At 49.6% G+C, this 16,711-nt stretch carries 18 protein-coding genes; 14 read left to right on the top strand and 4 right to left on the bottom strand.

Going from position 1 to position 16,711, the window contains the following annotated elements:
* Nucleotides 1–3 precede the first annotated feature (3 nt).
* The 3 genes from DFP94_RS11325 (at nucleotide 4) to DFP94_RS11315 (ending at nucleotide 2,291) form a co-directional block, all read left to right on the top strand.
* Entirely contained in the window at nucleotides 4–873 is an 870-nt protein-coding gene (locus DFP94_RS11325) for a VanW family protein (RefSeq protein WP_425459254.1), read from the top strand.
* Nucleotides 870–1,289, top strand: coding sequence for a DUF6157 family protein (locus tag DFP94_RS11320; RefSeq protein WP_114496584.1), 420 nt, complete (start codon nucleotides 870–872; stop codon nucleotides 1,287–1,289). The genes DFP94_RS11325 and DFP94_RS11320 overlap by 4 nt, the downstream gene beginning before the upstream one ends.
* A gap of 180 nt (nucleotides 1,290–1,469) precedes the next feature.
* The gene (locus tag DFP94_RS11315; protein ID WP_114496583.1) at nucleotides 1,470–2,291 is read left to right on the top strand and encodes an AAC(3) family N-acetyltransferase; all 822 of its coding nucleotides are present in this window, start codon (nucleotides 1,470–1,472) and stop codon (nucleotides 2,289–2,291) included.
* On the opposite strand, the gene cysK is transcribed toward DFP94_RS11315, so the two are convergent.
* Nucleotides 2,268–3,191, bottom strand: a complete 924-nt coding sequence (gene cysK / locus DFP94_RS11310; RefSeq protein ID WP_114496582.1) for a cysteine synthase A — start codon at nucleotides 3,189–3,191, stop codon at nucleotides 2,268–2,270. The two genes, DFP94_RS11315 and cysK, sit on opposite strands and share 24 nt — an antisense overlap.
* A 232-nt stretch (nucleotides 3,192–3,423) precedes the next feature.
* Here cysK and DFP94_RS11305 point away from each other — a divergent pair, with 232 nt between their 5' ends.
* A complete protein-coding gene (locus DFP94_RS11305; protein ID WP_114496581.1) occupies nucleotides 3,424–3,930 on the top strand; it encodes a hypothetical protein in 507 nt (168 codons plus the stop codon).
* Here the strand turns inward: DFP94_RS11305 and DFP94_RS11300 are convergent.
* A complete protein-coding gene (locus DFP94_RS11300) occupies nucleotides 3,917–4,795 on the bottom strand; it encodes a hypothetical protein (RefSeq protein WP_114496580.1) in 879 nt (292 codons plus the stop codon). The genes DFP94_RS11305 and DFP94_RS11300 overlap by 14 nt on opposite strands.
* A 173-nt stretch (nucleotides 4,796–4,968) precedes the next feature.
* On the opposite strand from DFP94_RS11300, the gene DFP94_RS11295 reads away from it, so the two are divergent.
* Nucleotides 4,969–5,286, top strand: a complete 318-nt coding sequence (locus DFP94_RS11295; RefSeq protein WP_114496579.1) for a YciI family protein — start codon at nucleotides 4,969–4,971, stop codon at nucleotides 5,284–5,286.
* A gap of 327 nt (nucleotides 5,287–5,613) precedes the next feature.
* On the opposite strand, the gene DFP94_RS11290 is transcribed toward DFP94_RS11295, so the two are convergent.
* Nucleotides 5,614–7,575: an ABC-F family ATP-binding cassette domain-containing protein gene (locus tag DFP94_RS11290; RefSeq protein ID WP_114496578.1), complete on the bottom strand. Its 1,962-nt coding sequence runs from the start codon at nucleotides 7,573–7,575 to the stop codon at nucleotides 5,614–5,616.
* Nucleotides 7,576–7,765: 190 nt separating this feature from the next.
* Here DFP94_RS11290 and DFP94_RS11285 point away from each other — a divergent pair, with 190 nt between their 5' ends.
* From DFP94_RS11285 to groL, 7 genes are all read left to right on the top strand, one after another.
* Nucleotides 7,766–8,407 (top strand): 5-formyltetrahydrofolate cyclo-ligase, encoded by a 642-nt coding sequence (locus tag DFP94_RS11285; protein WP_114496577.1) that lies wholly within the window; start codon nucleotides 7,766–7,768, stop codon nucleotides 8,405–8,407.
* Between the two features lie 38 nt (nucleotides 8,408–8,445).
* A complete protein-coding gene (gene moaC, locus DFP94_RS11280; RefSeq protein WP_114496816.1) occupies nucleotides 8,446–8,913 on the top strand; it encodes a cyclic pyranopterin monophosphate synthase MoaC in 468 nt (155 codons plus the stop codon).
* Nucleotides 8,914–8,975: 62 nt separating this feature from the next.
* Nucleotides 8,976–9,461 carry a MogA/MoaB family molybdenum cofactor biosynthesis protein gene (locus DFP94_RS11275; protein WP_114496576.1) on the top strand — a complete coding sequence of 162 codons (486 nt, stop codon included), beginning with the start codon at nucleotides 8,976–8,978 and terminating at the stop codon, nucleotides 9,459–9,461.
* Between the two features lie 126 nt (nucleotides 9,462–9,587).
* A complete protein-coding gene (locus DFP94_RS11270; protein ID WP_114496575.1) occupies nucleotides 9,588–9,806 on the top strand; it encodes a twin-arginine translocase TatA/TatE family subunit in 219 nt (72 codons plus the stop codon).
* Between the two features lie 101 nt (nucleotides 9,807–9,907).
* Nucleotides 9,908–10,666 carry a twin-arginine translocase subunit TatC gene (tatC, locus tag DFP94_RS11265; RefSeq protein WP_114496574.1) on the top strand — a complete coding sequence of 253 codons (759 nt, stop codon included), beginning with the start codon at nucleotides 9,908–9,910 and terminating at the stop codon, nucleotides 10,664–10,666.
* A 304-nt stretch (nucleotides 10,667–10,970) separates the two neighbouring features.
* A complete protein-coding gene (groES, locus tag DFP94_RS11260; RefSeq protein ID WP_114496573.1) occupies nucleotides 10,971–11,252 on the top strand; it encodes a co-chaperone GroES in 282 nt (93 codons plus the stop codon).
* A gap of 88 nt (nucleotides 11,253–11,340) precedes the next feature.
* Nucleotides 11,341–12,960, top strand: coding sequence for a chaperonin GroEL (groL, locus tag DFP94_RS11255; RefSeq protein WP_114496572.1), 1,620 nt, complete (start codon nucleotides 11,341–11,343; stop codon nucleotides 12,958–12,960).
* A gap of 121 nt (nucleotides 12,961–13,081) precedes the next feature.
* Here the strand turns inward: groL and DFP94_RS11250 are convergent, their stop codons facing one another.
* Entirely contained in the window at nucleotides 13,082–13,363 is a 282-nt protein-coding gene (locus DFP94_RS11250; RefSeq protein WP_114496571.1) for a phosphatidylinositol kinase, read from the bottom strand.
* Between the two features lie 313 nt (nucleotides 13,364–13,676).
* Between DFP94_RS11250 and DFP94_RS11245 the strand changes: the two genes are divergently transcribed.
* Together DFP94_RS11245 and DFP94_RS25490 are read left to right on the top strand one after the other, a co-directional pair.
* Nucleotides 13,677–14,552 carry a cation diffusion facilitator family transporter gene (locus DFP94_RS11245; RefSeq protein ID WP_114496570.1) on the top strand — a complete coding sequence of 292 codons (876 nt, stop codon included), beginning with the start codon at nucleotides 13,677–13,679 and terminating at the stop codon, nucleotides 14,550–14,552.
* 243 nt (nucleotides 14,553–14,795) lie between these two features.
* On the top strand, nucleotides 14,796–16,711 hold a 1,916-nt coding region (locus tag DFP94_RS25490; RefSeq protein WP_181873102.1), incomplete at its 3' end, for an InlB B-repeat-containing protein.

Raw genomic sequence — 16,711 nt, 5'->3', positions numbered from 1 at the left:
TTAATGTTGGACTGCCGTATTGGAGGGATTGATTTGAATCTGTTCCATTCGCTGAAACCCGTGCAACGATCCAAAGCAAGAGTATGGCTCGGAACGAGGTACTATCGGTTAAGACGTTACTGTACCTGGTGGTTTGGCGGTGAAAAAATCGCTGCCGGAGTGCAAAAAGAGCTTCTCTCCCATCAGGTGGCGACCCATCGCAGTATTCTGCTCCGTCAGTTAAAGGATGTAGATATGCAGCTACAGCACAACAAGATCATCAATCTGAAGCTCGCGGTCAAGCGCATTGACGGACTTACAATTCAGCCCGGCGAGACCTTTTCCTTCTGGCGGAGGGTCGGCAAACCGAATCGGAGAAAAGGCTATGTCCCCGGAATGGTGCTTCATTACGGAAAATACAAGCAGGGGATTGGAGGCGGGTTATGCCAGCTTACGAATCTGTTGTATTGGATGGCGCTTCATTCTCCGCTTGAAGTGAAGGAACGCCATCGCCACAGTTACGATGTATTTCCGGATTCGGGGCGGACCCAGCCTTTTGGAAGCGGGGCGACCTGCTCTTATAACTATTTGGATTTGCAGTTGTACAACCCGACAGCGGAACCTTTTCAGCTTCATGTATATTTGAATGAACACGATCTGATTGGAGAAATTAGATCGGCTAACCGACCGCTGCATCGTTATGAGGTATATGAACGGGAACATAAGATTACCCGGGAATACTGGGGCGGGCATATCCGGCATAACCTGATTTTTCGCAGGATCTTTAACCCGGAAGGCGATTTGGTCAAGGACGAATACGTGACGGAGAACCACGCGCTGATGATGTATGAACCGCTGCTTGAAGCAGGAAGGGAAGGGGCTGTGAATGAGTGAGTTATAAGAATACGTTCATCCTGGTGTCGCCGGATTGTCCGGCCGTTAAGGGGATTGTGCCGGTTTCAACAAAAGGGAATATGCCTGTTCATTTAATCCAGTACGAGCTGTTGACCGAACATCCTTACAGTTATGATTATCCGGAGTTGCTGCTCGAGACGCATATCCGGCATAAGCAAATTTCCGCTGAAGAGTTGAGCCGGCGCGGTCAGGAGATACGGGATGAACTGTTTGCGAAAAAACATGCTTGTCTTCGCGCTTCCGCGCTTCCGAAGAAATTCGGTTGGGGCGTTCATTATGACGATGACGGGAGAATTGCCATTTACGCCATGGATTCCCCGGAATATAAAAGCTTTGCGGATTCTGCCGATACCGGCATCCAATTATTGTTGGGCATGCGCAGCCGGAAAGCCTGACTAAGACAGGATGAGATTTGATGGGAGAAAGATTTCAGGCTATGCTGCCTCAACACATTGCGGCTACGGCGTTCCGTTGATCCAAGTAGGAAGAAGACGGGGGTACATTGATTCAATTGGACGGAGAACAAGGCTAAGCTTCATGACATCATGAGAGAACGATAAGGGGGATTTGCCTGGATGGAAGAGATTCAAGGAACACTTATAACCGTCGCCACATTGCGTGAGGATCTGGCAGCGTTAGGCGTTCGGGAAGGAATGACGCTGCTCGTGCACTCCTCCTTTAATGCGTTGGGAAAATGGGTTGCTGGTGGACCGGTCGCCATGATCTTGGCATTGGAGGAAGTCCTTGGACCTGCAGGGACGATGGTGGTGCCTACCCACTCGAATGATCTGAGCGATCCGTCCGGCTGGGAGAATCCTCCCGTCCCCGCCGAGTGGTGGGATACGATCCGTGAGCAGATGCCGGCTTACGATCCCGACCTGACGCCCCTGTGGCATATGGGGATTATCCCGGAGCTGTTCCGCAAGCAAGGCGGAGTAAAGCGCAGCGGACATCCGCATGTTTCTTTTGCCGCAAGAGGGGCGAACGCCGACCTGATCACCGGAGAGCACGGCCTGGATTTCGGGCTCGGGGAACGGTCTCCGCTGGCCCGGATTTATGATGCGGAGGGGTGGGTCCTGCTGCTTGGCGTAGGACATGCCAACAATACCTCGATTCATTTGGCGGAATACCGGGCCGACTATCCAGGAAAAAAAGAAATCGTCAGCAAAGCGCCCATGATCGTGAAGGGCCGGAGACAATGGGCTGAATTCCGCGACATTGAGACCGACTCCGGCGACTTTGAGCAAATCGGAGCTGATTTTGAACGTGACGCGGGCAAAGTGCTTCGCGGAAATATTGCCGGAGCCGCTGCGATGCTGATGCCGCAAAAGGCGTTGGTGGATTACGCCGCGGGATGGATGAAGCTTAATCGCTCAATCGAAGATCCCCATGCTTAAATATCTTTCCCCATTGTCCGGAGCGATGCATAGGACTGCTTTTCCTTTTCCCAGCTTTCGTGCAAGCTCGAGAGCTGTCCAGACGGATGCTCCGGATGACGGGCCGACGAGGATACCTTCCAGGGCTGCAAGGCGGCGCACCGTATGGATGGCGTCTTCATCCTTCACCTGAACGATTTCATCGTAGACGTTCGTGTTCAGAATTTGGGGAACGAAGCCGGGGCTGGTGCCGACGAGCTTATGCGGTCCCGGCTGTCCACCGGACAGGACCGGTGAGCCCTTGGGTTCCACGACAATGATTTGGATCTGCGGGATATGCTCCCGCAGATATTCGCCGGTGCCCGTAATGGTGCCTCCGGTGCCTGAAGTGGCCACAAAGGCATCCAGTCTGCCGTCCATCTGCCTGACAATTTCCGGTCCGGTCGTGAGCCTGTGGATAGCGGGATTTGCGAAGTTTCGAAACTGCTGGGGAATGAAGCTGCCGGGAATTTCGGCTTGTAGTTCCAGAGCCTTCTCGATTGCGCCGGGCATCCGTTTTTCGGCAGGAGTCAGCACGACTTCCGCGCCGTAGGCTTTGAGCAGGTTGATCCGCTCCCGGGTCATATTGTCCGGCATGACCAGTATCGCCTTATATCCTTTTGCGGCAGCGTTCATAGCCAGACCTATTCCGGTATTGCCGCTGGTCGGCTCGATAATGGTAGCTCCGGGCTGGAGCAGCCCCGCTTTTTCCGCCTCGGCAATCATATGGGATGCGGCACGGTCCTTCACACTGCCACTTGGGTTAAAGTACTCCAGTTTGACGTAAACGTCGGCGTCCTCCTCACCGGTTAGACGCCCTATTTTTACCACGGGTGTATCCCCGACGAGTTCGGTTATGCTGTTAACAACCATTCGTGCCATATGATGTGCCCCCACTTTAGGAACCGGCCTATACTTTAACATCCTCACCGGTCGTTTTTGTTTATTCTAACAAGGCTGCTGCTATTGTTTCAAGCAAGCGACCCAAGATGTTCAAACTGATGATCTTGTGATAAAGTAAGACTAACAACGAGATGAGATCGCCAAGGTTTCATCTTTTTTTGTATGCACATGTGAGGGAAATCACAAACGAGAAGAGAAAGAGGGAATACATATGAACAAAAAAGGAAGTATGCCGTTCGCCGTAAAACTGCTAATCTTGCTTCAAGGGGTGTTGGGGGCGGGAGCCGTTTTTGGAGGGGGAGTACTGGTGATAGACCCCAGTGGGGAGATGATCGGCATGCCTACGGACATGATGAAGGTGCCGATCTTTCCCGACTTCCTGATCCCGGGATTAATCCTCCTGATCGTCCTGGGAATCGGACCGCTGGCCATTATGGTTTCGCTGCTGCGAAGAAAGGAATGGGCACTGGGTGAGAAGTTGAATTTGTTCAGGCCGATGCACTGGTCCTGGACATTCTCCTTGTATACTGCGTTTGCTCTGATCATTTGGATTATGGTACAGCTATATATTATTAAAGAGACCTCCGTCATCCATGTCATCTACATGACGCTCGGATTGGTGATTCAGATCGTGACCCTTCTTCCCTCATCAAGAGACTATTATGAACCTCAGCAAGGCAGAGATGAGGAAAGCGGGAAAGGCGTTACCATGACTTAAGCTCGGTCCGCTTCCAAGTATCCTTGGCCACGCAGATGTACATGTAGTTCTCGTCCCAGGCGATATCTCCCTGATTACCCGGCGCATTGGCTGAAGCGGGCGTTTTGGATTCGCGGATGCGCAGGCTATCGCCATTGACATCGAGTTTACTCTCGGGAGTGGCGGTTCCAATGCCGACATTGCCTTCGCTGCGGCTTACGGTTACAGCACTGTCTACGGCTTCGCCCTTATCGTCATAACGAATGATATTGAAATCGGCCCCGGAATTTCCGCCTTTTTCTCCGCTGTTCGTACGGAGGCTCCAGAGCGGAGTCGTAGCGTTATCCTTACCGGTTTTGGCAAATTGAATGTCCCGGTTACCTTCGGCGGCAACCCTGAGAATGCCGTCCATTACATTAAAGTTAGATGAGTGCGTGCGAATTTCCGCCACATCGGCATCGTACGGAATTTCAAGCCGGGTAAACAACTGGTCCTTGTTCTCCCCTGTAGGGGACATCGTGGTTTCGATGGAAATATGCTTATGATCATGCTGTTCAGGATTGTTCGCTTTATCGTGGGAGACGATGGCCGTTTTGTCATTTCCCTTTTCGTCCGCCCAAGAAATGGCGGGTTTTGCCCGGTCTGCGGTCCATTGCAACCGGATCAGGTCGGATAAATGGCCTTCCGAAGCTACCCATTTTTGATCGGTCGACAGATGAATCCGTTCGTTGTGCGGAAATGCCATCCCACCGCCCGGCAAAGAGGATTCCTTGAAGGAGGGCGCGGAAGATGAAGAGCTTTCAGCAACGCTAAACAACTGACACCCTCCGACAAAGGCAAGACTAGCCCCTAGTGCGGTGAGGGAGACGATTTTTACCAGCTTCATTTCATACTCTCCTTTTTTTTACAGATTTTATTGAATTACTATTGAAATGATTGTGTTTTTTTGCAGAAATGACAATAGGTATTTCGGATGGTTTACGGTTAACGCGTGATCCGCAAAGAGTAAAGTCGATTTTTTTGGGAGAATAGCATCAGAAGGAAAGGTTGAAGAAATCTATGTCGAAATCAGCAGAAAATCAGACATTTATCAAGTATGTGATTTTGCTCTCGATGAATCCCGGAAAAAGTTTCAATGAGGAATTAATCCGCAGCCATGTCGCGTATTTAAGAGATTTGCAATCGATGGGAAAGCTCGTCATGTGCGGACCTTTTGCCGATGTTCCCGGCGGAATGGTCATTATTGAGGCTGAGAATCTGGAGGAAGCAAAGGCTCTGGCCGAGCGAGATCCGTTCATAAAATCAGGAACTGAGAACTACGAACTAAGGGCCTGGGAAATTTCATGCGAGGAGAACAATCACTTGGGGATGGGATGATAGGTTTCAAGGATGCATACTACGATTCTAATTCTTTTGTCAAGCTGTGGACAAGATTATCCACAGCTTGACAGGCAGCTTATTGAAAATAGTTTGAAAGCTTGTCTGCCAACGAATTGAGCTTCATCTCGAAAATTGAGTCATTTTTTTCTGAAAACTGTGGATAATGTGTATAACCTGGTGGATAAATTGTACATTTTTTAAAATAGGGCGGAAAAACGTTAAAAAAACGACCTTGGGGGTCGTTTTTTTTGTGAATATCATATCATCGTTGTGGATATCAATGTGTATAAAGGATGAATTATCTTTTTTGAACTTTTTTTAAAATTATTCCTCGGCGAGTGATTCCCATTCTTCATAGGCAGAGGTTAGTTCGGATTTGTTTTTATCGATAACGGATTGGCGCTCTTGCAGCGCTGTATAATCCTGATATACTTCGGGAAGCATCAATTCCGCTTCAAGGCTTGAAATTTCGCGCTCCAACCGGGAAATGACCTCTTCCAATTGCTCAAGTCTGCGTTGACGGGCTCTTTCCTGGCGCTTGGCTTGCTTATCCGCTTCAAACGTAGCCGCTCCCGCTTTTCCAGCCGAGTTTTCATTATCGGCATTTCGGTCATTCGGGCTCGCTTTCGAGACTTCTAAACCGGCCTGTTCGGCGGCCAAATCTTGCAATTCCTGCTTTTTCTCCAAATAGTCGTCATAATTACCCAGGAAATGTTCTGCGCCGCCCGGATGAAGCTCTTCGATCCGTTCCGCCATTTTGTTTAGAAAATAACGGTCATGGGAGATGAACAGCAGCGTTCCGTCATAATCCAGCAGGGCCGATTCAAGCACTTCTTTACTGAACAGATCCAAATGGTTGGTAGGTTCATCGAGAATCAGGACATTGGCCTTTTGAAGCATGAGCTTGGAGAGTGCGATTCTAGCTTTTTCGCCGCCGCTGAGGGCTGAAATTTTCTTGAGCACATCCTCGCCGCTGAACAGGAAATTGCCGAGTACGCTGCGGATTCGCGCTTCCTCCATATAGGGGAAGTCGTTCCAGACTTCCTCCAGCACGGTGTTCTGCGGATTTAAATGGCTCTGCTCCTGGTCATAATAACCTACCTTGACTTTGGCTCCCCATGTGATGGAGCCGGAAGAAGGCTGCAAATCTCCGGTTAATATTTTCAGAAGCGTCGATTTGCCGATTCCGTTCGGCCCGATCAGCGCGACTGTTTCTCCGCGCCTCAGATAGAAAGATACGCCCCGGAACAATGGGGAAGAGCCGGGTTCAAAGGCATAGCTTAACCCGTCAGCATGAAGCACTTCTTTGCCGCTCATGATTTCGGCTTCAAAAGTGAAATTAGCTTTCTTCAAATCCCCGAGCGGCCGGTCCATAACATCCATCTTCTCCAAGGCCTTGCGGCGGCTTTGCGCCCGCTTGGTGGTTGAAGCACGCACGATATTACGCTGGATGAAGCCTTCCATCCGGGCAATTTCGTCCTGCTGCTTCTCGTACAACTTCATCTGGCTCTCATATTCCACGGCTTTTAATTCAATGTAGCGGCTGTAATTCCCGGTGTATCTGCGGGATTGATGCCGTTCGATTTCCACGATTGCCGTAACAAGGCGATCTAGGAAGTAGCGGTCATGGGAAACGACGAGCAGGGCACCGGAGTAATTGCGCAAATAGTCTTCCAGCCAGGTCAGTGTCTGGATGTCCAAATGGTTCGTCGGCTCATCCAGCATGAGCAGGTCCGGAGCCTGCAAAAGAATTCGCGCTAACGCAAGCCGGGTCTTCTGGCCGCCGCTCAAGGTGGAAACGATCGTATCCGGCGGGAAAGAGCCGAAGCCCATGCCGTGCAGCACGCTGCGGATACGGGTTTCTATCTCATAGCCGCCGTTGTCTTTGAACCAGTCCGATTTGGTTGCGTAACGGCTCAGCAGTTCCTGATACGCTTTATCTTCATGGGGCAGAGACGGATCGGCAATTTGCAGCTCCATCCGCCGGAGTTCCTGTTCCGCTTCCGTCAGGTCGGAGAACACGTCAAGCATTTCCTCCCAAATGGTACGATCGGATTGCAAACCGCTATTTTGCGCAAGATAACCGACCTTGGTTTCCTTTGCTTTGAATATTTGACCGCCGTCCGGTGTCAATTCCCCCGCTAAAATTTGCAGGAAGGTAGATTTGCCGGCACCGTTCACGCCGACGAGACCGATCCGGTCCCGTTCAAGAACCTGCAGGCCAATTCCTCCCAGAATGGTGGTGACACCGTAAAGCTTGGTAATATCAGTAGCTTGAAGCAGCATATCTTATTCGATCCTCCTATATAACTCCCTATCTTTAAATAGTGTACATGAAATAACGCATAAATGCACCGCTCATTCCCGGAGGGCCGGGCTTTGAGCGATCCCGATTCAGTTTTCATTTTGCCTCAACAATGATACACTAAGGAAAGATATAGCAAGTCCCGTCGTTGGCGGGGGAGGAGTTCTTGAGATGGACATCAGGGATAGCAAAAGAGGGCTGAGAGCAGTGATGACCGGGGTTCGTTCCGGGATATCCTCGGAGTCCCGAAGCCGGCAATCGCTGGAGGCATGCATGCATGCCGAGCGCGAGGTGCTGCGGCCGCTACGGGCCCGTAAAGGTTCCAAGCTGACGGTATTCAGTTATTTGTCGTTTCGGGATGAACCGGACACTCGCCCGCTGCTGCGAAACTGTGTGGAACGGGGCGACGTGGTGCTTGTACCTAAAGTGGCCGGAAACGACAGAATATCATTGCATCTTTTGCCCGCAGAGCAGGATCTCGTATCCGGAACATGGGGCATTCCTGAACCGGACAGCCATATTCCCGAATGGCCGGTCAGCCGCTACGGCGAGATTGATTTCGTCCTCGTGCCGGGCTTGGCTTATGACCTGCAGGGAGGCCGGATCGGATTCGGCGCAGGATATTATGATCGTTTCATGGCTGAATTAAGAAGGGCGCTAGAAGCCCAGGCGAAGAATGGCGAACCCGTGTTAAGAGCCGCACTGGCGTTCAAGGAACAGATCCTGTCCGGCTTGATCCCCATGGAAGAGCATGATTTTAAACTGGACTTGCTGTTTACGGAGTCCGGTACCATATATATAGAAGGAAAGTAGTGAGACACATAATGGATTCGGCAGAAGGTCAAGGCCAAATGACTCATTTTAACGAACAGGGAAGAGCCCGGATGGTCGACGTATCGGGCAAGGAATCTACGGTTCGTATCGCCGTCGCGGAAACGACGATCACTATGCTACCTTCGACGCTTCTGGCGATCAAGGAAGGCAGAATCGGGAAAGGCGATGTGCTTGCCGTAGCCCAAATAGCCGGAATACAGGGAGCCAAGCGGACATCGGACTGGATTCCGATGTGCCATCCCCTACCGCTGACCGGCGTTAATCTCGTATTCAGTGATAATGGGACGGACCGGCTTTATATCGAGGCTACCGTGAAGACCGAAGGAAAAACCGGGGTAGAGATGGAGGCGCTCACGGCGGTATCGTCCGCTGCGCTTACCGTTTATGATATGTGCAAAGCACTGCAAAAAGATATGGTGATCGGACCGACGCAGCTTCGTTCGAAGAGCGGCGGAAAGAGCGGTGATTACGTACGGGGCAATTAGATACAGGCAGAAATCGAAGCCGATCAGTAATCGTATCGAGAATTGGATAAGGAGGGTGACTCATGGTTTGGAAAACAGCGATCCTAACGGCAAGCGACAAAGGAGCTAGAGGTGAACGTGAAGACACGAGCGCCCAGGTAATCCGGGAACTGGTGGAAGAAGAACTCGGCGGCGAAATTGTGGAATATCGCATTGTTCCCGATGAACCTGATGAAATTATTGCTGCCCTGATCGAGATGACCGATTATTTTCAAGCCGATCTGGTGCTGACGACAGGCGGTACAGAGCTCGCGATCCGTGACGTAACTCCTGAAGCGACACGGAGAGTCATAGAACGGGAAGTTCCGGGAATGGCGGAAGCGATGCGTTATGCGTCGATGCAAAAAAATAGAGGAGCGATGCTGTTTCGCGGTATTGTCGGCATCCGTGGCCGCACCTTGATCGTAAATTTGCCGGGAACCCCGAAGGGCGTGCATGAAAATCTGGCTGCCATTATGGATCAACTTCCGGAAGCGTTATTGATGGTAACCGGCCAATTCCGTCTTTAATTTATAACGGCTCTTTTTATTTGACGCAATATTATCGGATGGATGGACTAATTTTGTGATATAGGTTATGGTATTACTATATTAAATGAGGTTTGAAATCCTATTGTTGCGGAGGGAGAGTCGAGCATGACAGCCGGATTTCTGTTAATCGTTATCGCGGCATTGCTGCTGTTCGGACCGAATAAATTGCCGGAACTGGGACGGGCGGTTGGTCGTACGTTCCGTGAATTCAAAGATGCCACCCGGGATATTGTGGATGATCAACCCGAGGTGAAGAAGGCGGAGGCGCCAGTAGCTTCGACCCCATCGCCCGAGAAGACCGATCATCGGCGTTTGCCCGAATAATAACTTGAGTCCGTGAGGAATATAAATGGCTGCGATCCCTTCCTAGTCCGGGAGGGATTTTGTATGTAAGGTTTGCACTAGGATGGCGGGGAGGCTGGCCTGTGGCGGAGGAAAAAAATAATCAAAGCGTGTTCGATCATTTGTCGGAGCTGAGACGCAGGCTGTTTTATGTCTTGTCCGTGTTCGTCCTTGTTCTGGTCGCCGCGTTCTTCGTTGTGGATCCGATCTATCATTATCTGACCGTGAATGCGCTCTCCGGCGTCCGGATCGAATTGAACGCGTTCTCCTTCTGGGATGGAGTCGGCGTCTACATGAAAATCGCTATGGTTGTAGCCCTGGGAATCACTTTGCCGTTTACGTTGTACCAGGTTTGGGCATTTGTAAGCCCGGGGCTGAAGCCTGCGGAACAGAAGGCTACGCTTAAGTACATCCCGTTCGTCTTTATTTGTTTTTTGGCGGGACTCGCTTTTGGTTATTTCGTCGTTTTCCCGCTAGCGATGTCGTTTACAGGTTCGCTTAACAAACAGCTGGGGCTGATTGAAACGTATGGGATGGCGGACTACTTCAAATTTTTGCTGAACATCGTTCTGCCGATTTCTCTGCTGTTTGAATTGCCGCTTGTGATTTTGTTCCTGACACAACTACGGATTTTGAACCCGATTCGGCTAAAGAAGATGCGACGGGTTGCGTATTTTATTCTGGTAGTCATCTCGGTAATGATAACTCCGGCGGACTTTTTTTCGGCATTTCTTGTGCTGATCCCGCTCGTGCTTCTGTATGAACTGAGTGTGATGCTTTCCAAACGGGTATACAAAAAACAGCTGGCAGCCGATGCGGAGCGGGAATCAAAATATAAATAATGACTAACTTAGAGACATGTCTGCATTAGCGGGGGTGTCTTTTTTTAGGAAAATGCAGGTTAACCGGCGGCTTGCTGGCCTCAGGGAAAGGTTGGAATATTTTTATGTGCCGGAGGATAAAATGGTGAGGGTGTGTTCGTCCATTTTTTTTCGCAATCGGAAACAAAAATTGGATCAGGGACTTGAAATCTGCAGTTAAGTTGAGTATCATAAAAGTGGTTATTAGCACTTGAGGATGTCGAGTGCTAATACATAGATTACATCTATCCATTAACACAACATATTTAAAGGAGGCTATTTTTTCATGATCAAACCTTTAGGTGAACGCGTATTGGTAGAACCGATCGAACAAGAGGAAACAACCGCTTTTGGTATCGTGCTTCCGGACACGGCTAAAGAAAAGCCGCAGGAAGGTAAAGTAGTCGCTGTGGGTAGCGGCGCATTGAAAGACGGAGTCCGCGTACCTTTGGAAGTGAAGGAAGGCGACCGCGTGCTGTTCTCCAAATATGCCGGCACGGAAGTTAAATATGAAGGCAAAGAGTATTTGATTATGAAAGAAAGCGATATTCACGCAATCGTCGGCTAAGGCGAAAGCATTATATCACCGTGTTGTTAGCAAGCACGGCATCAACTAATTCTTCACCATTCATATTAACCAGGGAGGTAATTTAACCATGGCAAAAGAAATCAAATTCAGTGAAGACGCACGCCGCTCCATGCTTCGTGGGGTCGACACTTTGGCTAACGCAGTTAAAGTTACGCTCGGACCGAAAGGCCGCAATGTGGTATTGGAGAAAAAATTCGGCAGCCCGCTCATCACGAATGACGGCGTGACGATCGCTAAAGAAATCGAATTGGAAGACGCTTTTGAAAACATGGGCGCTCAACTCGTTAAAGAAGTAGCTACCAAAACCAACGATGTTGCCGGTGACGGTACGACTACAGCAACGGTTCTGGCTCAAGCGCTGATCCGCGAAGGCTTGAAGAACGTGACTGCAGGCGCTAGCCCGATCGGACTCCGTAAAGGGATCGACAAAGCGGTCCGCACCGCAGTAGAAGAACTGAAGAAGATCTCCAAAGCCATCGAAGGCAAGCAATCGATCGCTCAAGTTGCCGCGATATCCGCAGCCGACGAAGAAGTTGGCGAATTGATCGCCGAAGCCATGGAAAAAGTGGGTAAAGACGGCGTTATTACCGTTGAAGAATCCCGCGGCTTCGCAACGGAGCTGGAAGTGGTTGAAGGGATGCAATTCGACCGCGGTTACGTTTCCCCGTACATGATTACCGATACGGACAAAATGGAAGCCGTGCTCGACAATCCTTACATCCTGATTACTGACAAGAAGATCAGCAGCACGCAAGAGATCCTGCCGATCCTCGAGAAGATCGTTCAACAATCCAGACCGCTGCTTATTATCGCCGAAGACCTCGAAGGCGAAGCGCAAGCGATGCTGATCGTGAATAAACTGCGCGGTACATTCAGCGCGGTAGCCGTTAAAGCGCCTGGCTTTGGCGACCGTCGCGAAGCAATGCTGCAAGATATCGCCGCTCTGACCGGCGGTCAAGTGATTACCGAGAAACTGGGCCTTGATCTGAAGAGTACTTCCGTGGAACAACTGGGTAATGCTCGTCAAGTTATCGTTACTAAAGAAAACACGACGATCGTTGACGGCAGCGGCGACAAGGGCGACATCAACGCCCGCGTTAACCAAATCCGCGCACAACTGGAAGAAACGACTTCCGAATTCGACAAAGAGAAGCTGCAAGAACGTTTGGCTAAATTGGCCGGCGGCGTAGCGGTAATCAAAGTCGGTGCGGCTACCGAAACCGAATTGAAAGAGCGCAAACTGCGCATCGAAGACGCCCTGAACGCTACGCGTGCAGCGGTTGAAGAAGGTATCGTATCCGGCGGCGGCGTAGCCCTCGTGAACGTATATAGCGCTGTGGCTTCCTTGAACCTGGAAGGCGACGAAAAAACCGGTGCCGAAATCGTGCTTCGCGCACTGGAAGAGCCGGTTCGCACCATCGCTGCTAACGCTGGCGAAGAAGGCTCCGTCATCGTTGACCGCCTGAAAAAAGAGCAAGTAGGCATCGGCTACAACGCTGCTACTGGCGAATGGGTCAACATGTTTGACGCAGGGATCGTCGATCCGGCGAAAGTAACCCGCTCCGCATTGCAATATGCCGCTTCCGTAGCTGGCTTGTTCCTGACCACTGAAGCTGTAATTGCCGACAAACCGGAACCTGAAAAACCGGCTATGCCTGACATGGGCGGCATGGGTGGAATGATGTAATAAAGGGTTCTAAAACCCTGAAATACCGCAATACGAAAGGCTCCCGAGAGGGAGCCTTTTTACGTGAAATCACGAAAAAACCACGTTTCTTGCAAAACCGACTCTATTTTGAGTAAGCACTCTAAATGAAAAACGGAAGCAAATACAAGCTGGTGATAAAAGGAAATGGGATGCGTCTCGGAAAAAAGCGACGGCGCGGGAAAAAACCTGGATGGAATCCGAATTGTCTGTACGTAGATGCATTGACGGGCATTCCGTTCATGTCGGATGAAGGAATTGCAAGAGTAATGTAGTCCTGGCCAACATGTGCAATAAACCCGTCATGAGACTGTCCGTCAGTAGTAGTAATACCAACATATTTATTCATGCAACTCAGTGCGATTTGCTGATAATTGGTATCCATGGATAACCTCCTCAATATTTTTACTCGACTACAGTCTATGGACTTCAACCCATTCCGCTCGCGGCAAATGCCTAAAGATAAAAAATAACTTAAACTCGTGTCATAGGAAGCAGGCTATCTTTTTCCACAGTATCAAAATGCATTCGGCAAATTAAGTTTGCCCCGGTCAATTTTTTTTGTTCTCTATTAAACTCTTTCGGCCGTCAGATTATGTTTCGCGGGCGTCAAAACGTTTCTCTAGACCCACTTTATATCCGGGTGATACCATGGAACGAGGGTAGGAAATATTAGAGAACGGTGGGGGATTCGGCTGGTGGATCAACTTAAATATAGTAATTTGAAATTGGGCGAAAAAGGAGCAATCATAAGTATAGTTGCTTATGTTTGCCTATCGGCCATAAAACTGATAATCGGTTTTATGTCAAATTCTGAAGCATTAAAAGCTGACGGGCTAAACAATGCTACCGATATTGTAGCTTCCCTTGCGGTCTTAATCGGTTTGAGGCTTGCGCAACGACCGGCCGATAAAGATCATATGTACGGTCATTGGAAAGCTGAGACGGTCGCATCATTAGTGTCTTCATTTATTATGATGGCGGTTGGCCTACAGGTACTATTTGGAGCAGTTCCATCCATTTTTGGTGGAAAGAGTGAATCCCCGGATCTTATAGCGGGATGGACAGGCATTTTCTGTGCCGCGGTCATGTATTTTGTCTATCGATATAATAAAAAGCTTGCAACCCAAATCAAGAGTCAGGCTGTTATGGCTGCCGCAAAAGATAATATTTCGGATGCTTGGGTAAGCTTCGGTACTGTTGTCGGAATTGTTGGTTCTCAATTTGGCCTGCCTTGGCTGGATCCGTTAACAGCAGTGGCGGTAGGGTTGTTGATTTGTAAGACCGCATGGGATATCTTTCGTGAAGCTACACACTATCTCACGGATGGTTTTGATGAAGAATTAATTGCAGTCTACAAAAATGAAGTCACGAATATTGAAGGTGTGGATGATGTTAAAGATTTGAAGGCTCGCAACTACGGCAACAATGCAGTCGTCGATGTCGTAATAACGGTCAAATCCGACTTGGGCATTGAACAGGCTCATGATATTTCGACTAATGTGGAAGATGCATTATTGAACAAGCATGATGTTTATGCGGTGCATGTCCATGTTGAACCAGAGCACGCATAACGGGAAAACAACATTAGACTAAATCCAATTTGAAAAAAGACTTTACCAAGGATGATTTCGCCTTAGGGAAGTCTTTTCTTGTATTCTCTTGGATTTTTTAATCGTTTTTTGCTGTTCTGCCGGATAAATTGCAAAAAAAACGGTAATTTTCGACATTTTAATACTATTCATATGGGACAGGTTATATTATAGTTTATTTTAAATATATTTAAAATTTGATATTTAAAATCAAGGAGGTGAGGCATGTTGCAACGGAGACAATTATTTATTCCCGTACTATTATTTTTTGTTTTATTCTCTTGGCTATCCCCGCAAGCATCCGCAGCCGATATCGATTTCGGATCTGTCCGGGTGGATGTGGAGACTAATGATGCCCAAGATGGTTATGCGCCTCTGAAACCGGTGCTGTTGGGGGACAAGCTCCTTGTGTATTGGCAGGACTATTCCATTCCGGAGGACCATCTGATTCTTATGAATCCTGACGGTTCTTTCGAATCGCTGCCCGCTCCGGCGATTGGTCCCAGAACTAATGACCAGAGCGATACGATTGTTTACGAGGGGCTTTCGAACGGCAATATCCTCGTATATTGGTATAGCGGCAGCTCAGGTAAGGGATTTACGGATACTTACTTTAAGATCATTAATCAAAGCGGTACGGAAGTCGTCGAGGCGACCAAAATCAACTCCAGTCCAGGCGAATTGAATCGCTTTACGAAATTTGCCGAGCTGTCCAACGGCAATTTGGCGTTTGTATGGGCGACGAACGGCAGTAATTATGCTTTAAGAAAATTTCAGCCGGACGGGAATCCCGTGGACGCCGCACAGCTTTCCGTCACTTCTTTGGCGGGGATTTCGGGATCGCAATATACCCATGATATTGCAGCCCAAGAGAACGGCAAATATATGATTATGATTTCATATTATAACCCCAACTACGTAGGAATGATTTTTAATAACGATTCATCGACCCCGATCCAGGTCAATGGGCAGAACTCCTTCGTCATTTCAAATCGGGGTGAGAACGGAAATGAGGTTCAATGGCTGAAAGCCCTGCCGGACGGAAGGTTTTTGGCTATTTATCAAAAGAAGACGGGAGCCGATACCAGCTCCAGGAGCGCGGCACTCCAAATTTACAATTCCGACGGAACTACATACAAAGAGGAGACCCTGATACGGAATCTAAATTCATGGGGAGGCATATCCGAACCGATCCTTCTTCCGGAAGGAGGATTTTTACTCGGAACTTCCTATTTGGACTATAATACCGAACCTGATACCTATCATTCCTATTTCGAAATTTTCGACGATACGGGGGCATATCAAGGCGATGTATCGTCAAGCCTGCCAGCTTTGAATGATGAATATGGCACGAGTATTCCTTTTTTGGATGTGGACGGGAAGCTGTCCGCCCTAATTAATGATAAAGAAGCCGGTCGCAGTACTTATGACGTTTGGCTTTTAAGGCACAGCCTAGCCGCAGCCTATCAGGTCACCTTCGAAGACTGGGACGGGACCGAGTTGAAGACGGAGACGGTGAACCGAGGAGAAGCTGCCACAGCACCGCAGGCACCTTTGAGAGCCGGCTACACCTTCACGGGCTGGGACAAGGAGTTTACCAATGTGACCGGTGCCTTGACGGTGACCGCGCAATACGAAGCGAACCAATATACGGTGAACTTTAACAGCAACGGAGGCAGTCCGGTAGCGCCGATTTCCGCGGATTTCGGCTCGAAGATAGCCGCACCTGCAGAGCCGACGCTGGAAGGCTCCACGTTTGACGGTTGGTACAAGGACTCGGGATTGACGCAGGCATGGAACTTTGCCGCGGATACCGTACCGCTGGACGGGATTACTTTGTACGCGAAGTGGAAAATCAGCGTTTACCAGGTCACCTTCGAGGACTGGGACGGGACCGAGTTGAAGACGGAGACGGTGAACCGAGGAGAAGCTGCCACAGCACCGCAGGCACCTTCGAGAGCCGGCTACACCTTCACGGGCTGGGACAAGGAGTTTACCAATGTGACCGGTGCCTTGACGGTGACCGCGCAATACGAAGCGAACCAATACACGGTGAACTTTAACAGCACCGGCGGCAGTCCGGTAGCACCGATTTCCGCGGATTTCGGCTCGAAGATAGCCGCACCTGCAGAGCCGACGCT

This window comes from Fontibacillus phaseoli (assembly GCF_003337355.1).
Lineage (GTDB): Bacteria > Bacillota > Bacilli > Paenibacillales > Paenibacillaceae > Fontibacillus > Fontibacillus phaseoli.
Note: the sequence above shows the minus strand (reverse complement) of the source record. Positions and strands in the feature narration are given on the sequence as shown.

Coding starts and splice junctions, on each gene's coding strand:
- DFP94_RS11325 (WP_425459254.1), top strand. CDS start 4: ATGTTGGACTGCCGTATTGGAGGGATTGATTTGAATCTGTTCCATTCG.
- DFP94_RS11315 (WP_114496583.1), top strand. CDS start 1,470: ATGGAAGAGATTCAAGGAACACTTATAACCGTCGCCACATTGCGTGAG.
- cysK (WP_114496582.1), bottom strand. CDS start 3,191: ATGGCACGAATGGTTGTTAACAGCATAACCGAACTCGTCGGGGATACA.
- DFP94_RS11305 (WP_114496581.1), top strand. CDS start 3,424: ATGAACAAAAAAGGAAGTATGCCGTTCGCCGTAAAACTGCTAATCTTG.
- DFP94_RS11300 (WP_114496580.1), bottom strand. CDS start 4,795: ATGAAGCTGGTAAAAATCGTCTCCCTCACCGCACTAGGGGCTAGTCTT.
- DFP94_RS11295 (WP_114496579.1), top strand. CDS start 4,969: ATGTCGAAATCAGCAGAAAATCAGACATTTATCAAGTATGTGATTTTG.
- DFP94_RS11290 (WP_114496578.1), bottom strand. CDS start 7,575: ATGCTGCTTCAAGCTACTGATATTACCAAGCTTTACGGTGTCACCACC.
- DFP94_RS11285 (WP_114496577.1), top strand. CDS start 7,766: ATGGACATCAGGGATAGCAAAAGAGGGCTGAGAGCAGTGATGACCGGG.
- moaC (WP_114496816.1), top strand. CDS start 8,446: ATGACTCATTTTAACGAACAGGGAAGAGCCCGGATGGTCGACGTATCG.
- DFP94_RS11275 (WP_114496576.1), top strand. CDS start 8,976: ATGGTTTGGAAAACAGCGATCCTAACGGCAAGCGACAAAGGAGCTAGA.
- DFP94_RS11270 (WP_114496575.1), top strand. CDS start 9,588: ATGACAGCCGGATTTCTGTTAATCGTTATCGCGGCATTGCTGCTGTTC.
- groES (WP_114496573.1), top strand. CDS start 10,971: ATGATCAAACCTTTAGGTGAACGCGTATTGGTAGAACCGATCGAACAA.
- groL (WP_114496572.1), top strand. CDS start 11,341: ATGGCAAAAGAAATCAAATTCAGTGAAGACGCACGCCGCTCCATGCTT.
- DFP94_RS11250 (WP_114496571.1), bottom strand. CDS start 13,363: ATGGATACCAATTATCAGCAAATCGCACTGAGTTGCATGAATAAATAT.